This is a genomic window from Nonomuraea sp. B5E05, from assembly GCF_039880665.1.
Lineage (GTDB): Bacteria > Actinomycetota > Actinomycetes > Streptosporangiales > Streptosporangiaceae > Nonomuraea.
The window spans coordinates 220,076-233,356 of the sequence record NZ_JBDPMJ010000006.1; the positions used below are offsets into that span (position 1 = coordinate 220,076).

The 13,281-nt window shown below is 70.6% G+C and carries 15 protein-coding genes; 11 read left to right on the forward strand and 4 right to left on the reverse strand.

Annotated features, from left to right (window positions below; genetic code table 11):
• Nucleotides 1–15 precede the first annotated feature (15 nt).
• The 8 genes from ABGB01_RS13880 to ABGB01_RS13915 all read left to right on the forward strand — a co-directional run bounded on the left by ABGB01_RS13880 (nucleotide 16) and on the right by ABGB01_RS13915 (nucleotide 8,038).
• Nucleotides 16–339: a PadR family transcriptional regulator gene (locus ABGB01_RS13880; RefSeq protein WP_347773684.1), complete on the forward strand. Its 324-nt coding sequence runs from the start codon at nucleotides 16–18 to the stop codon at nucleotides 337–339.
• On the forward strand, nucleotides 336–1,238 hold the full coding sequence (locus tag ABGB01_RS13885; protein WP_347773685.1) for a hypothetical protein: 903 nt from the start codon (nucleotides 336–338) through the stop codon (nucleotides 1,236–1,238). The genes ABGB01_RS13880 and ABGB01_RS13885 overlap by 4 nt, the downstream gene beginning before the upstream one ends.
• A gap of 33 nt (nucleotides 1,239–1,271) precedes the next feature.
• A complete protein-coding gene (locus ABGB01_RS13890; RefSeq protein ID WP_347773686.1) occupies nucleotides 1,272–2,141 on the forward strand; it encodes a hypothetical protein in 870 nt (289 codons plus the stop codon).
• 12 nt (nucleotides 2,142–2,153) lie between these two features.
• Nucleotides 2,154–3,935 (forward strand): peptidoglycan-binding protein, encoded by a 1,782-nt coding sequence (locus ABGB01_RS13895; RefSeq protein ID WP_347773687.1) that lies wholly within the window; start codon nucleotides 2,154–2,156, stop codon nucleotides 3,933–3,935.
• Entirely contained in the window at nucleotides 3,928–4,650 is a 723-nt protein-coding gene (locus ABGB01_RS13900; RefSeq protein ID WP_347773688.1) for an ABC transporter ATP-binding protein, read from the forward strand. The genes ABGB01_RS13895 and ABGB01_RS13900 overlap by 8 nt, the downstream gene beginning before the upstream one ends.
• Complete coding sequence (locus tag ABGB01_RS13905; protein ID WP_347773689.1) at nucleotides 4,650–5,828, forward strand: ABC transporter permease; 1,179 nt, start codon at nucleotides 4,650–4,652, stop codon at nucleotides 5,826–5,828. The genes ABGB01_RS13900 and ABGB01_RS13905 overlap by 1 nt, the downstream gene beginning before the upstream one ends.
• A 142-nt stretch (nucleotides 5,829–5,970) precedes the next feature.
• On the forward strand, nucleotides 5,971–6,594 hold the full coding sequence (locus tag ABGB01_RS13910; protein WP_347773690.1) for a TetR/AcrR family transcriptional regulator: 624 nt from the start codon (nucleotides 5,971–5,973) through the stop codon (nucleotides 6,592–6,594).
• Nucleotides 6,595–6,616: 22 nt separating this feature from the next.
• Nucleotides 6,617–8,038: an aspartate aminotransferase family protein gene (locus tag ABGB01_RS13915; RefSeq protein WP_347773691.1), complete on the forward strand. Its 1,422-nt coding sequence runs from the start codon at nucleotides 6,617–6,619 to the stop codon at nucleotides 8,036–8,038.
• Between the two features lie 9 nt (nucleotides 8,039–8,047).
• On the opposite strand, the gene ABGB01_RS13920 is transcribed toward ABGB01_RS13915, so the two are convergent.
• Both ABGB01_RS13920 and ABGB01_RS13925 read right to left on the reverse strand, forming a co-directional pair.
• Nucleotides 8,048–8,272: a hypothetical protein gene (locus ABGB01_RS13920; RefSeq protein WP_347773692.1), complete on the reverse strand. Its 225-nt coding sequence runs from the start codon at nucleotides 8,270–8,272 to the stop codon at nucleotides 8,048–8,050.
• Entirely contained in the window at nucleotides 8,272–8,667 is a 396-nt protein-coding gene (locus ABGB01_RS13925) for an ATP-binding protein (protein WP_347773693.1), read from the reverse strand. The genes ABGB01_RS13920 and ABGB01_RS13925 overlap by 1 nt, the downstream gene beginning before the upstream one ends.
• 218 nt (nucleotides 8,668–8,885) lie before the next feature.
• Between ABGB01_RS13925 and ABGB01_RS13930 the strand changes: the two genes are divergently transcribed.
• On the forward strand, nucleotides 8,886–9,713 hold the full coding sequence (locus tag ABGB01_RS13930) for a helix-turn-helix transcriptional regulator (RefSeq protein WP_347773694.1): 828 nt from the start codon (nucleotides 8,886–8,888) through the stop codon (nucleotides 9,711–9,713).
• Nucleotides 9,700–9,912: a DUF397 domain-containing protein gene (locus tag ABGB01_RS13935; protein WP_347773695.1), complete on the forward strand. Its 213-nt coding sequence runs from the start codon at nucleotides 9,700–9,702 to the stop codon at nucleotides 9,910–9,912. Before ABGB01_RS13930 ends, ABGB01_RS13935 begins: the two co-directional genes overlap by 14 nt.
• A 230-nt stretch (nucleotides 9,913–10,142) precedes the next feature.
• Here ABGB01_RS13935 and ABGB01_RS13940 read toward each other — a convergent pair whose 3' ends face one another.
• Nucleotides 10,143–10,559, reverse strand: coding sequence for a helix-turn-helix transcriptional regulator (locus ABGB01_RS13940; protein ID WP_347773696.1), 417 nt, complete (start codon nucleotides 10,557–10,559; stop codon nucleotides 10,143–10,145).
• A gap of 86 nt (nucleotides 10,560–10,645) precedes the next feature.
• On the opposite strand from ABGB01_RS13940, the gene ABGB01_RS13945 reads away from it, so the two are divergent.
• Nucleotides 10,646–11,620: an ABC transporter substrate-binding protein gene (locus tag ABGB01_RS13945; protein ID WP_347773697.1), complete on the forward strand. Its 975-nt coding sequence runs from the start codon at nucleotides 10,646–10,648 to the stop codon at nucleotides 11,618–11,620.
• Between the two features lie 143 nt (nucleotides 11,621–11,763).
• On the opposite strand, the gene ABGB01_RS13950 is transcribed toward ABGB01_RS13945, so the two are convergent.
• On the reverse strand, nucleotides 11,764–13,278 hold the full coding sequence (locus tag ABGB01_RS13950; RefSeq protein WP_347773698.1) for an N-acetylmuramoyl-L-alanine amidase: 1,515 nt from the start codon (nucleotides 13,276–13,278) through the stop codon (nucleotides 11,764–11,766).
• Nucleotides 13,279–13,281 lie beyond the last annotated feature (3 nt).

The following is a 13,281-nucleotide window of genomic DNA, read 5'->3' on the forward strand; positions in this document are numbered from 1 at the left end:
GAATAATGTCACCCCATGCCGAGGGGAACATCTGAAGTCAGCGAGCCGATGTACTTCGTGCTCACCGCCCTGCGCGCGGGCCCGCTGCACGGACACGCGATCAGCAAGTCGATCAAGGAGCTGTCCGCGGGCAGGGTGCAGCCGTCGGTCGGCACCCTCTACGGCATCCTGGAGCGGCTGAACGAGCGCGGAGTGATCACCGTCGACCGCGAGGAGACGGTGAACGGCCGAAACCGCCGCTATTTCAGGATCACCGACGAGGGCCAGGCGCTCGTGGAGGCCGAGGCCAGGCGGATGCAGGAGGCCGCCTCCCTCGTCCTGCGGCCGTCCGGCGCATGACCACCGTCTCGCCGGTCAGCACGCTGGAGCGCCGCTACCGCACGTTGTTGCGGGCCTATCCGCGCGCCTACCGCGCGGCGCACGGTGACGAGTTGCTCGACGTGTTACTGGAGTCGGCCGGCCCCGGCAGGACCGTGCCGGTGCCGAGAGAGGCGTGGGGCCTGCTGGCGGGCGGCGTGCGCAGCCGCGTCGTGCACCTGGCGACGGGCAACCCCTGGAAGGACGGCCTGCACCTGGGCGTGACGGCCCTGGCGGCGGCCCAGTTGGCGGCGCTGCTGCCGTACGCGGGGGCGCTGCCGCTGTGGACGGCGGCGTCGGCGCTCGCCCTGGTCGCCGTCCTGCGCGGGTGGGCGTGGGCGGCGATCCCGCTCACGCTGGTCGTCGGCATGAAGGCGGTCGCGATCGCGGGCGGCCGGCAGATCTTCGGCCTCACGCTGCTGCCCGTCTACCCGTCGCCGCTCGGCGATCAGGCATTGTTCGCCGAGGGCGACCCCTACGTGGTGGCGGGCGGCTACGCGGTCACGCTGGCCGGCCTGGGGGTGCTGGCCGCGCGCGGGCGGCCGCTGCGGGCCAGGTCGTGGTGGTGGTGCGCGGCGGCCGTGGCGGCCGCGTGGTCGGGCCCGCAGTGGATGGCGGAGGAGAGCACGTTCTCCCTCTCCCTGAGCAGGATGGCGGTGGAGGCGGCGGCGTTCGGGCTGGCGGCGGTGGGCGGTTACCTGGCGCGCGACTACCGGTGGGCGCTGGGGGCGGGGACCTATCTGGCGGTGGCGTCGGGTGACCTGGCCGCTCATTCCGCCGAGCTGACCAGGCAGCACCTGGCCTATTGGGGCGTGCTCGCGGTGCTGGCGCTCTGGGCCGCCGGCGCGCCCTTCCGGCAACAGCGGCACTGCCTGGATTGACCATGCTTCGTTGAACGGAGTATGGTCTCCGCCATGTTGAAGAGATCACGCCTGGTTCTCGCCATGTCGTTCTCGGCGGCCTTGCTCTGCGGCTGCGGGGGCACCACAGAGAGCGCCCAGCCCTCGCCGACGGCGAGTGCCGCCGGCGCCAAAGACAGGAAGCACCAGTTCGAAGCCGCCAAGGCCGACTGCATGAAGCAGAAGGGCTTCAAGTACGTGCCTTACGTGAAGCCGGAGGAGGAGCCGTCCGAGGAGGAGCGCAAGCGCAACTCTGGCGATTACCAGGCGATGCGCCAATATCGCGAAAAATACGGGTTCGGCGTCTTCTCCGAGTTCGTCTACCCGAAGGAGGTCGGGCTCTCGGCCGCGGTGGCGGAGGCCGAGGAGCACCCGAATCCCAACAACAAGGTGGTGGCCTCGCTCTCCCAAGCCCAGATGAATGCCTACCGCAAGGCCCAGGACGCCTGCGTCTCCCAGGCGGCCAAGCAGGCCCTCGGCCTGGAGATCGAGTCGAACATCGACTACTTCAACCAGTCCGGCCTCACCAAGAAGCGGCTGCTCGCGCGAGATCTGGACGGCGACCCCAGGCTGACGGAGCTGGCGACGTCCATGGCCACCTGCCTGAAGAGCAAGGGCTACACGATCAGCGACACCAAACCGACGGCGCTGGACAGCCGCGGCAAGCGCACCTTCCAGGAGCAGGCGACAGCGATCGCTCGTAAGCAGAAGGGCAGCAAGAGCTCCCCACGGCCCGACCTGAGTCCCCAGCAGGCCAAGCCGTACCTGACCAAGGAGATCAAGGCCGCGCTCGACGACCTCGAGTGCGGCAAGGACTTCTATCCCGCCTACGTACCGCGCCAGACCACGCTCAAGCAGCAGGTGGACGACCAGTTCGCCCTCTGACGCACGTACGCCATGAAATCCCCACGCAGGTTTCTCGCCGGCGTCGTCGCCGGCGTCGTCATCATCGCGGGGACGGGCTGGGCGATCGGCGCCCGGCTCCGCTCTCCCGCCGACGAGGCGGCCCGCAGGGCCGCGCCCAGGGCCTCGCTCGTCACCGCCGCCGTCGAGCGCCGCAAGCTCGTCAGCACCGTCGCGACCAGCGGCACCCTGGAGTACGGCTCACCCCTGCCCATCAGCCTGGCCGGCTCGGTCGGCGGCTCAGCGGGTGACGCGGCCGGCGGCGCGTCAGGGCTTCAACGGGCCACCCGGGCGCCGAAAAGGGGCCGGATCAAGGAGGGCGCGGTGCTGATGGAGGTCAACGGCCGCCCGGTGTTCGCGCTGCGCGGCTCCGTGCCGATGCACCGCACGATCGCGCCCGGCAGCAAGGGCGACGACGTCAGGCAACTGCAGCGGGCGCTGCGCCGGCTGGGCTTCGGCGGCCCGCTGACGAGCGTGTTCGACCGCGCCACGATCGCCGCCGTCACCAGGATGTACACCAAGAAGGGGTACGAGGCCCAGAAGCCGTCTCTGACCGACCGGCAGACCTACGACACACTGCGCAAGGCCGTCCAGACGGCGCAGGAGACTCTCGCGACCGAGAAGCAGGCGCTCGACCAGGGCCGCGACGTGCTGCCGCTGAAGGTCAGGCTCGACAACGCCGAGGCGGACATGACGTCGGCGAAACGGGCGCTGGAGAAGGCCGGGGAACAGCGGCTGACACCCGAGGACGAGACCGAGCTCGCGGCGGCCGACGCGTCCGTGCGCGCGGCGGAGGAGAAGCTGGCGGCGGCCGAGCAGGCGCTGGAGGCGGCCAGGACCCCGCCGACCCCCGGCCCCACGGCGACCCCCGGCCCCACGGCCACGGCCACGGCCACGCCCACGTCCGGGACGTCGGCCGTCGCGGCGACCCAGCCGGACACGAGCCTGCTGCGGATGAGGGTCGAGAACGCCAGGGCCGACCTCGCCGCCGCCCACGAGGCGCGCGGCCGGGTCCTGGACAAGGCGCGGCAGGCCAGGGAGAAGCGGCTGGAGGAGCTGCGCAGGGCCGTGCGCACCGCCGAGGAGGCGCTGGTCACGGCCCGGCAGGCGCTGCGGCAGGCCAGGCAGCTCTCCCCCACCAGGCTCAAGGTGGCCAATGCCAGGAAGGACGTGGCGGCGGCCAAGGCGATGCTGGCCGAGTACGCCCGCACGTACGGCACCTCCGTCCCGCCCGGCGAGGTGGTGTTCCTGCCGAAGCTGCCCGCCCGGGTGCAGAAGGTGTCGGTGAAGGCCGGGCAGCGGATCGAGGACGAGGTCGCCACCGTGACCAGCTCGTCGTTCATGGTGACCGCGAGCGTCGAGGCGGCGGAGTCCGAGCTGCTGCGCGCGGGCATGGAGGCGAACATCGAGCTCGACACGGGCAGAACGTACCGGGCCACGCTCACCGCGGCCGGCGACAAGGCCAAGGTACCGGGCGGCGAGGAGCCTGTGGACGGCGCCGTGCCGATCCGGCTCACGCCCGCCAAGAGCAAGGGGCTCAAGGCGGGGACGGCGGTGACGGCGCGGGTCACCGTGGGGGCGACCGAGGAGCCCGTGCTGGTGGTCCCGGTGGCCGCGGTGATCACTTCGGCGGACGGAAAGGCCCGCGTACGCGTCGAGTACGCGCCCGACAGGACCAAGGACGTCGAAGTGCGCACGGGCCTGACCGCGGACGGGAACGTCGAGGTCACCGGCGCGCTCAAGGAGGGCGACCGGGTGGTGGTCAGCGGTGGCTGAACCGGTCATCGAGCTGACGGAGGTGTGCAGGGAGTTCCCCGCCCGGCCGCCGGTCCGCGCCCTCGACCGCGTCACGCTCAGGGTGGACAGGGGCGACTACCTGGCCGTCGCGGGCCCGTCGGGCTCCGGCAAGTCCACCCTGCTCAACGTGCTCGGCCTGCTCGACCGGCCGAGTTCGGGCAGCTACCGGCTGGACGGCGCCGAGACCACGGCCCTGCGCGACGGCGCCAGGACCCGGTTGCGCGGCGACCGGATCGGCTTCGTCTTCCAGTCGTTCCACCTGCTGCCCCACCGCAGCGTCGTGGAGAACGTCATGCTCGCCGAGATCTACCTCGGACGGAAGAAGGCGGGGAACGAGCCGGCGGGCTCCCGCACGGTCCGGCAGGGGCGCGGCGGCAGGCGCGAGCGGGCGATGGCCGCGCTGGAGCGGGTCGGCGTCGCCCACCGCGCCGGCTTCCTGCCCGGCCTGCTGTCCGGCGGCGAACGCCAGCGGGCGGCCATCGCCAGAGCTCTCATGGGCGAGCCGTCCCTGCTGCTGTGCGACGAGCCCACCGGCAACCTCGACAGCCGCAACACCGAGGCGGTGCTCGGCCTGTTCGACGAGCTGCGCGGGCAGGGGCTGACGATCGTGGTCATCACGCACGAGCAGGAGGTCGGCGCGCGGGCCGAGCGGCGGGTGCGCATCACCGACGGTGTGCTGGTGGAGGAGGGCTGATGCACGTACGCGACCTGATCGGCGAGGCCGTCGCCGGCATGCTCGCCCGGCCGGTGCGCTCGGCCCTCACCACCCTCGGCACCGTGCTCGGCATCACCACGCTCGTCGTCACGCTCGGCGTGGCCGCGACGGCGGGCAACCAGATCGTCGGCCACTTCGACGAACTGGTGGCCACGGCCATCACCGTGGAGGTGCCCGAGTCGGAGTTCAAGCCGCTGGTGGAGTGGGGCGCGATCGACCGGCTGACCCGGCTGCGCGGCGTCGAGTCGGCCGCCGCGGTGGCCGAGAGCAAGGACAGCACCAACCTGTCCGTACGCTCCAACGACATCGTGGACCCGACCAGGGTCACCACGCAGTCCTTGACCGTGCTGGCCGCGACGACCGGGCTGCCGGAGGCGGCGCGCGGCCGGATGGTGCAGGGCCGCTTCTACGACACGGGACACGTCCGTCGGGGCGACCGGGTGGCGGTGATCGGTGACCAGGCGGCCAGGGCGCTCGGCGTCACCCGGCTCGACCGGTCGCCGGCGATCTTCATTGGCAAGCACGCGTACACGGTCATCGGCATCATGGGCGACCTGCGCCGCGAGCGTGACCTGAGCACGGCCGTGATCGTGCCGCCCACCGCGGGCCGGCAGTTCGGGCTGCGCGACGTCACCCGGGTGCTGGTCAACACCACCCTGGGCGCCGCCGGGCTGATCGCCCGCCAGGCGCCGGCCGCCCTCAGCCCGGGGAACGGCGACATGCTCCAGGTGGTCGCCCCGCCGAGCCCCACCAGGGCCCGCGACCAGGCGCAGGACGACGTCAACGCGCTCTTCCTGATCCTCGGCCTGGTCTCCCTGGTCGTGGGGGCCGTCGGCATCGCGAACGTCACCCTCGTCACCGTCATGGAGCGCGTACCGGAGATCGGCCTGCGCCGCTCGCTCGGCGCCGCCCGGCGGCACATCGCCGCCCAGTTCCTGCTGGAGTCGACGCTGATCGGGCTGACCGGCGGCGTGATCGGCGCCAGTCTGGGCGTGGTCACCGTGGTCGCCGTCTCGGCCGCCAAGCAGTGGACGCCGCTGCTGGACGTGCGCCTGGCGATCGCCGCGCCCGTCGCGGGCGCCGTGGTGGGGCTGCTGGCCGGGCTCTACCCGGCGCTGCGCGCGGCCAGAATGGAGCCGGTGGACGCACTGAGGTGAAGCGCGCCATGGCTCCGACCAGGCATTCTGTCAAAAAGCCAGGATATGCTGGCGTTTGCCAGCAAGCGCAGGGGTGGCGGCCGAGGTAGATTCTCCATCAAGTGATTGACTGAAACGTGGTGGCCGAACTACGTTCGGTAGCATGGCCGAGACCGCACAGGTCGCGCTGATCCTCAAGGTCGCGACGCAGCTGTTCGCCGCGCTGGGCTACGACGGCACCTCCACGCGCCAGATCGCCGACGCGGCCGGGCTCAACATCGCCACCGTCAACTACCACGTGGGCGGCAAGCGCGAGCTCTACCTCGCCGTCATGGAACGCGCGCACCTGGCGGAGAAGGCGGCCCTGGAGCAGGCGCTCGACCGCCTGCCCGGCGACGACCCCGCCGCCGGGATCCACCGGCTGGTCGACGACTACCTCGACTTCTGCGTGGACAACCCCGAGGTGCCAGCCCTGTGGATGCACCGATGGCTCTCCGACGCGGGCGACATCACCGAGCTGGAGCGCCGCTACGTGCAGCCGCTCTTCGCCGCGGTCACCGCCACCATGCGGCCCATCGCCGAGTCGGGGCTGATCGACGCGAGAGTGGACCTCGAATACGCGATGTGGACGGTCGTCTGGTCCGTGCACGGCTTCGTCAAGGGCGGGGTGCTCGACGACCAGGGCCGACGCAGAGGAGCCGGCGACCGGGCCGCGCTGCGCCGATTCCGCGCCCACCTGCATCTGAACCTGCACCGCATGCTCGGCCTGCCTGGCGACCCCCGGTGAGCATCGCCCCGAAGGAGCCCGCGTGAACCTCCCCCTGACCGGACGGACGGCCGAGGACCTGCTGAGCGAGATCGCCAGGCTCAAGGTCAACGACTTACCGGTGCGCGGCGGCCAGGTGACCGCGTACGTCTACGACACCGGGCGGGCCGAGGTCGGCGAGGCGGCGGCGCGGGCGTACATCGAGATGCTGGAGGTCAACTGCCTCGACCCGACCGCGTTCCCCAGCGTGGTCGAGATGGAGCGGCAGGTCGTCGGCGCGGTCGCGGACCTGCTCGGCGGCGGCCACGGCATCTTCACCAGCGGCGGCACCGAGTCGATCATGCTGGCCGTCAAGGCCGCCCGCGACGCCGCCCGGAGCTCCCGCCCCAACCTCGTGCTGCCGGTCACCGCCCATCCGGCCTTCCACAAGGCGGCGCACTACCTCGGGATCGAGGTGGTACCGGTGCCCGTGGGCCTGGCGACGTACAAGGTGCGGGCCCGCGACGTCGAGGCCGCGATCGACGCGGACACGATCCTGGTGGCCGCGTCCGCGCCCTCCTACCCCCAAGGAGTGATCGACCCGATCGAGGAGGTCGCCGCCGTGGCCGCCCGCGCGGGCGTCCCGTGCCACGTGGACGCGTGCGTCGGCGGGTGGCTGCTCCCGTGGTTACGGGAGGCGGGCGCGGCGGTCCCGCCGTTCGACCTGTCCGTGCCCGGGGTCACGTCGATCTCCTGTGATCTGCACAAGTTCGGGTACGCCCCCAAGGGCGCCTCCGTGGTGCTGTTCGCCGACCCGGCGATGCGGCGCTGGGCGTACTTCGCCTCGGCCGCCTGGCCCGGCTACACGATCATCAACGCGACCGTGCAGAGCTCCAGGTCGGCGGGCCCGCTCGGCGGCGCGTGGGCCACGCTGCAGGCGCTCGGCAGGCAGGGGTACGTCGAGCTCGGCCGGGCCACGCTGGAGGCGACGGCCAGGCTGCGCGAAGGAATCTCCGCGCTCCCCGGGCTCCGCGTGCTGGGCGAGCCCGAGTCGTCGCTGGTGGCGTTCGCCGGGGACGGGATCGACGTGTTCGTGCTGGCGGACGAGGCGCGGGCGCGGGGCTGGTTCCTGCAACCGCAGCTCTCCTACGCCGGCATCCCGGCCAACCTGCACATCACGGTCACCGGGGTGACGATGGCGGGGGTGGAGGCCATGCTGAAGGTCATCGCCGAGTCGGCCGAGGCCGCCCGGCTGCGCGGCCCGGTCGTGCTGCCCGGCGGGCTGGTGGAGCTGGTCTCGGGGCTGGACCTGGACGCGCTGGACGACGCCGAGTTCGCGGAGCTGGCCGCGTCGGTGGGTGTGGACCTGCGGCCGGGGGCGGGGCAGCCGGAGATGGCGACGGTCAACGCCGTCCTGGACGCGCTCCCCGCTCCGGCCAGGGAGGCGGTGCTGGTGCGCTTCCTGTCGGTCATCTACGGCTCGTAGGCTGCCGGGCTACGGGGACCCGGCGCCGATCCGGCGATCCTTGCCCGACCGCCGACTCGTGCGCATCGCCTGCGGTCGGGTCTCCTCCTCCAGGTGCTCGTACAGCTCGGCCAGCGTCGCACCGCACCGCACGTTGGAAAGCCCGCCGTCCCGGGGCACCAGGACAGCGCGGAAGGCGATATAGCCGCCGCCGGCCCCTTCCATGATCGTCCAACCCTGGAACGCCCTCTCCATCAGGTCTCCGGCACAGCACCGGCAGTCGCCAGGTCGGCCCAGACGACGCGGTGACCACCCCTGATGACGTACGTGCCGCACCGGGCACTGAGCCCGGCCACGATGCCGAGCCCACGACCCGCCTCCTCCATGGACGCCGCCTGGAGGGGCACAAAGCGCGGCGCCGACGCCAGGGTGCCCGGGTCGATCACCTCCAGCCGTACGGAACCGGCGCCGAACCCCAACCGCAGCCTCACCCAGTCGCGCCCCGGCCCTCCTGGCACGTGCTGGATGACGTTGGCCACCAACTCGGCGACGATCTGGAGCGCATCGGCCCGCACGGCGGCGGGAGCGTCGGCCAGCCACAGTCCGACCGCCTGGCGCGCCTGCCACGAGGTACGGTCCCCGCGACGCAACGTCGTCTCCCTCCAGAGGGATATGTCCAGTCTCTCCGGTGTGTAGCTTTTTGATCCCTTCGAGATTTTGAGCATGAGTCTGAATGCCTTTCTTGCGTCCTTGAACTCCTTCCCAGAGTGACCCCCGATCGCTAAGTTGTAATCAGCACATGACTGTCCGTGCTGGGACAGACCTGCGCAGCCATTGTCTGTGCGCATGCTTCTCAAAGGAGCCCGGCATGACCTTGGACGAGCAACTCCAACCCCCGCCCCCTGAAACACCCTCCTACGGCGTTGTGCTGAAGAATGCACGCACCGCCGCCGGCCTCTCCCAAGTGGCCCTGGGAAACATTCTCTCGTGTAGTGAAAGCCTCATCGGGCTGGTCGAGCGCGGCCAACGAAAACCGACCAAAAGCTTCACCATCGTGGTCGAATCCGCCCTCGGGCTGAACGGCGAACTCTTCCGGCTCCTACCCAACACCCGGGTCATGTCCGTGCCGAAGTGGTTCAGCGAGTGGCCGGCCGTGGAAGAGAACGCCCACACGATCCGCACGTGGCAACCGCTCGTGGTTCCCGGCCTTCTCCAGACTCCGCGCTACGCCCGAGCCATCCTCGCCGCCGAACCAGGAGCCACCGAGCGGTGGGTCGAGGAGGCCGTCGAGACACGGCTACGGCGGCAGTCCGTGTTCGAGCGCAACGATCCGCCCATGTATTGGGCGTTGCTCGACGAATGCGTTCTCCTCCGGCCCGTCGGCGGGAAAGAGGTCATGCGGGAGCAGTTGGAGCACCTGCTGGCGATGGCCGAACGCCCCAACATCTCCATCCAGGTCGTGCCACTGGAGGTGGGGGCCACAGCGGGTCTGCTGGGAGGGTTCGCTCTCGCCCAGAGCGACGGCATGCCGGACCATGTCTATCTTGATTCCGCCGGACAAGGCACCGTCTCCGCTCGCGAGGAGACGGTGCGGCACGTTAGTCTCAGATATGACGCGATTCACAAATGGGCGCATCCTGCACATGTAAGCCGACGACAAGTATGTGAGGTGGCGGCAGGGTATGGACTTCAGTGACGAGCTAAAGGCCGCCCAGTGGACCAAATCAACTCTCTCAGGCTCAAACGGCGGCGACTGCCTCTACGCAGCCAAGCTCACCGGCGACCGATACGCCATCCGCGACTCCGAACAACCTGACGTCCCGCCCATGGTCCTGCGCGGTGACGTCTTCCGCGCCTTCGTAGGCGGCGCCAAGCTCGGCGAATTCGACTTTTAGCCTCCGAAGGCAATCCTGGGCTGCGTGGCGCCGACCACCAGCCCAGCGAAGGCCGACGACACGCGAGGCACCATGAACCCAACGATGGTCATCCCTGTCTCGATCAACAAGGGTAGCCAGCACAAGGCGTGCGACGATCAGCACGCCTGCAACAGCTCCTGCGAGGCCGCGCGCCGAGCAAAGCCGCCCGCAGGCTCAAACTTCCGTACCCGCCGCTCATCGCTCAGAATTCAGGCGATGGCAGCGATGTCGCCGTCGTCGAAGTAGATCGACTGATGGAGCCGGCCGCCGAGCGCAGTGGCATACCGGGCAAGTACATCCTGCCCGGAAATCTTTCCTTGCTCGATCTGCGAGACGCGCCCTTTGGTAACCCCCATGCGCTGGGCGATGTCCTGCTGGGTCAACCCGCGTCCGCGGCGGACCTCGGCGAGCCGGTGTCCTTGCACCTGGGCGAGAAGCTCCTGCTTGCCCGCTTCCACAGCCTCCTCACCACCGGCACGTTCGATGTGCTCGGCTCGAATGTCCTTCCAACGCACGTATCCACTCATGATCTGCCCCAGATTTTGAAGCCGTGACGCGATGATCGTATCGACCAACGGCCGCCCCGAACCTGGCCCTCCATCGGCGAGCGCGTCGATGGCTCGCACGACACGTACAACAGTCAGGCAAGCATGCGGGCACGCTCGACAAGTCATCGACGCGGACCGGGATCCTGCATGATGGGCTGGCAACCATGGAGGCTTTCGACCGACGGTTTTGGCTCGGTGTGCCGCTGTCCCTGTCAGGGAGGTACGCCCGGTTCGGGGAGCAGGCCAGGCTCGGGTTGGAGGTCTGGCAGGCGGCCGCAGGCGGCGTGGAACTGGTCGTCGAGGACGATCGCAGCGATCCCGACGTGCTGGAGCGGGTGTTGCGCGGGCTGGCGGGCCGGTGCGATCTGCTGCTGGGGCCGTACTCCACGCATCTCATGCGCAGGGCGGGGCGGGTCGCGGCAGAGCTGGACCTGCTGGTGTGGAATCACGGCGGGGCGGGCGATGATGTGCAGGCCGCGTATCCCGGTCATGTCGTGTCGATCCCGGCGCCGGCCGGCGCGTACGCGGAGCCGTTCGTGCGGCGGCTGGCCGAGGAGGGCGAGCATGATCGGTTGTGGGTCGTGCCGGGCAGGGGGAGTTTCGGGCGACAGGTGGCGGCGGGCGCCGAGCGGGCGGCGAACGAGCGCGGCATCCCGGTGACCGTGGCCGGGCCCGGTGACGTGCTGCCCGTCGGCGGGTGGTGGAACCTGCTGTGCTGCGGGTCCTTCGAGGAGGATGTCGCGGTGATCGGGAGGGCCGTCGGCGCACGGAAGATCTGCGCCGTGGCGGCCGGGGTGCGGGCGTTCGGGGAGGTGGTCGGCGATCCGTACGGGATTTACGGGGTCGGGCAGTGGTTCCCGGGTGGCGGTGGCGAGGCGGCGGTCGGGGTGTCGGAGCGCGACTTCGTGGCCGCCTACCGGGAGCGGGCCGGGACGGTGCCCGACTATCCGGCCGTGCAGGCGGTGGCCGCTGCCGTCGTCGCGACCCACTGCGCCATGCTGGCCGGGAGTAACGGGCGTGCGGCGTTGTGGGGCGTTGCCACCGCTTTGGAGACCACGACGCTGTTGGGGGCCTTTCGCGTCGATCCGGACAGCGGGGCGCAGGTCGGGCATCGGGCCGCGCTCACCCGCTGGTCGTAACGGGCCCAGCGATCGTCCCGACCGTAGCGGGTGACCGGTCGTGGCGGGGTGAAGGGGGTCGTGGGGGCCGGCCCGCCGTTGAAGCGGGCCGGCCCCGCGTGCGGCTCGTGCCCCCGCCAGAGTGGGCACGAGCCGCACGGCTTTCAGCTCCGGCTGATCCGTACCGCGTCGGCGATGACGTAGCCGGTGCCCGAGGTCCACCGGCTCACGCCCACGACGTTGTAGGTGCCGGCGTTGAGCGAGAAGGATCCGATGCTGCGCCAGGATCCGCCGCCGGATCTCTGGTCGACGTAGACGGTCCGGTTGCCGCTCGATGTCGCCACGATGTACGGCGCCGAGCTGTTGTATCCGGCGTCGGACGGATACCAGACCTCCACGTGGTACGTGCCCGCGCTGGGGATGGTGGCCGAGTACCAGGCCGGGTCGCTGGAGGAGACCGGGTCGGCGAAGCGGTAGTCGGCGCCGTGGCGCTGGCTGGAGTAGGTGGAGGTGCCCCAGTTGGCGCTGGCGGTGAACTGGCCGGAGGTGGCGTTGTCGACGGTCGTCGTCCACGACGGCGGGTCGTCACCACCGGTCACGTAGTTCATGTACGTGGTCCAGTTCCAGTGCCTGCCCGGGTCGGTGTGGGTGGCGCCGGGCACCTCGTTGTGCCCGATGATGCCGGTCCGGGTCTTGGGGATGCCGTACTTGTCGCAGAGGTGGCGCGTCAAGGCGGCGGAGGCCCGGTACATGGCGTCGGTGAACCAGGAGGCGTCGTCGACCCAGCCTTCGTGCTCGATGCCGATCGAACGGGTGTTGTAGGTCCAGTTGCCCGCGTGCCAGGCGACGTCCTTGTCGCGCACCATCTGGGTGATGGCGCCGTTGGACGACTTGACCACGTAGTGGGCGGAGACGTTGGCGCTGGGGTTCTGGAACCAGGAGATGGTGCCGGCGTACGAGCCCTGGGTGACGTGGATGACCACCCGGTCGATGTTGTAGCTCGATTCCCGGCTGGAGGCGGTGTAGTTGCCGGAGTTGGCCGCGACCCAGGCGGCCGGCGGGTAGTCGGTGCTGGCCACGGCGCGCGCGTTGAGGTCGCGGGCGTTGGCCAGGTCGCCGCGGTCGGCGGTGACCTCCTGCGGCTTGACCTGCACGCCACGGATGTCGATGCCGAGGCCCAGCCCTTCGTAGACGGCGTCGGCGTACAGGCGGGCGAGCTCGGGTGAGGTCGCATTGCCGTACGCGGCCACGGCCTGGTACCAGCGGCCGATGTCCTTCCTGGCCGCCTCGTCGAGGCCGAGCTTGTCGGCGTGGGCTCGCAGGACGGCGGCGCCGCCGAGAATGTTGGCCTCGTCGTCGGCGCGCAGCTTGTCGACCGGCAGCTTGGTGAGCTCGGCGGCCTGTTCGAGCGAGTGGTTGGTGGGGTTGCTGACCAGGTGCATCACGCCGTAGCCACCGCTGGCGCTGGGCTCGCCGCCGTGCCCGTCGAGGTGGGTCTCGGCGTAGGCGAGGGCGACGAGCAGGTCGCGGGGCACGTCGTGTTCGGCGGCGGCGCGGTCGAACGCGGCGGCGAGCGGGTTCTCCTCGGCCGTGGCGACGGCGGGCTGACCTGCGACGATGAGCAGGACGGCGAGGAGGGAGGTGGCGAGGGCGGCTAATCGCGTGCGGGCGAGAGTCATGGG

What these genes read in the sequence shown, in the direction of transcription:
- ABGB01_RS13920 (WP_347773692.1), bottom strand. Translation starts at nt 8,272, where the DNA reads ATGGAGAGGGCGTTCCAGGGTTGGACGATCATGGAAGGGGCCGGCGGC.
- ABGB01_RS13945 (WP_347773697.1), top strand. Translation starts at nt 10,646, where the DNA reads ATGGAGGCTTTCGACCGACGGTTTTGGCTCGGTGTGCCGCTGTCCCTG.
- ABGB01_RS13905 (WP_347773689.1), top strand. Translation starts at nt 4,650, where the DNA reads ATGCACGTACGCGACCTGATCGGCGAGGCCGTCGCCGGCATGCTCGCC.
- ABGB01_RS13895 (WP_347773687.1), top strand. Translation starts at nt 2,154, where the DNA reads ATGAAATCCCCACGCAGGTTTCTCGCCGGCGTCGTCGCCGGCGTCGTC.
- ABGB01_RS13950 (WP_347773698.1), bottom strand. Translation starts at nt 13,278, where the DNA reads ATGACTCTCGCCCGCACGCGATTAGCCGCCCTCGCCACCTCCCTCCTC.
- ABGB01_RS13930 (WP_347773694.1), top strand. Translation starts at nt 8,886, where the DNA reads ATGACCTTGGACGAGCAACTCCAACCCCCGCCCCCTGAAACACCCTCC.
- ABGB01_RS13885 (WP_347773685.1), top strand. Translation starts at nt 336, where the DNA reads ATGACCACCGTCTCGCCGGTCAGCACGCTGGAGCGCCGCTACCGCACG.
- ABGB01_RS13910 (WP_347773690.1), top strand. Translation starts at nt 5,971, where the DNA reads ATGGCCGAGACCGCACAGGTCGCGCTGATCCTCAAGGTCGCGACGCAG.
- ABGB01_RS13935 (WP_347773695.1), top strand. Translation starts at nt 9,700, where the DNA reads ATGGACTTCAGTGACGAGCTAAAGGCCGCCCAGTGGACCAAATCAACT.
- ABGB01_RS13880 (WP_347773684.1), top strand. Translation starts at nt 16, where the DNA reads ATGCCGAGGGGAACATCTGAAGTCAGCGAGCCGATGTACTTCGTGCTC.
- ABGB01_RS13890 (WP_347773686.1), top strand. Translation starts at nt 1,272, where the DNA reads ATGTTGAAGAGATCACGCCTGGTTCTCGCCATGTCGTTCTCGGCGGCC.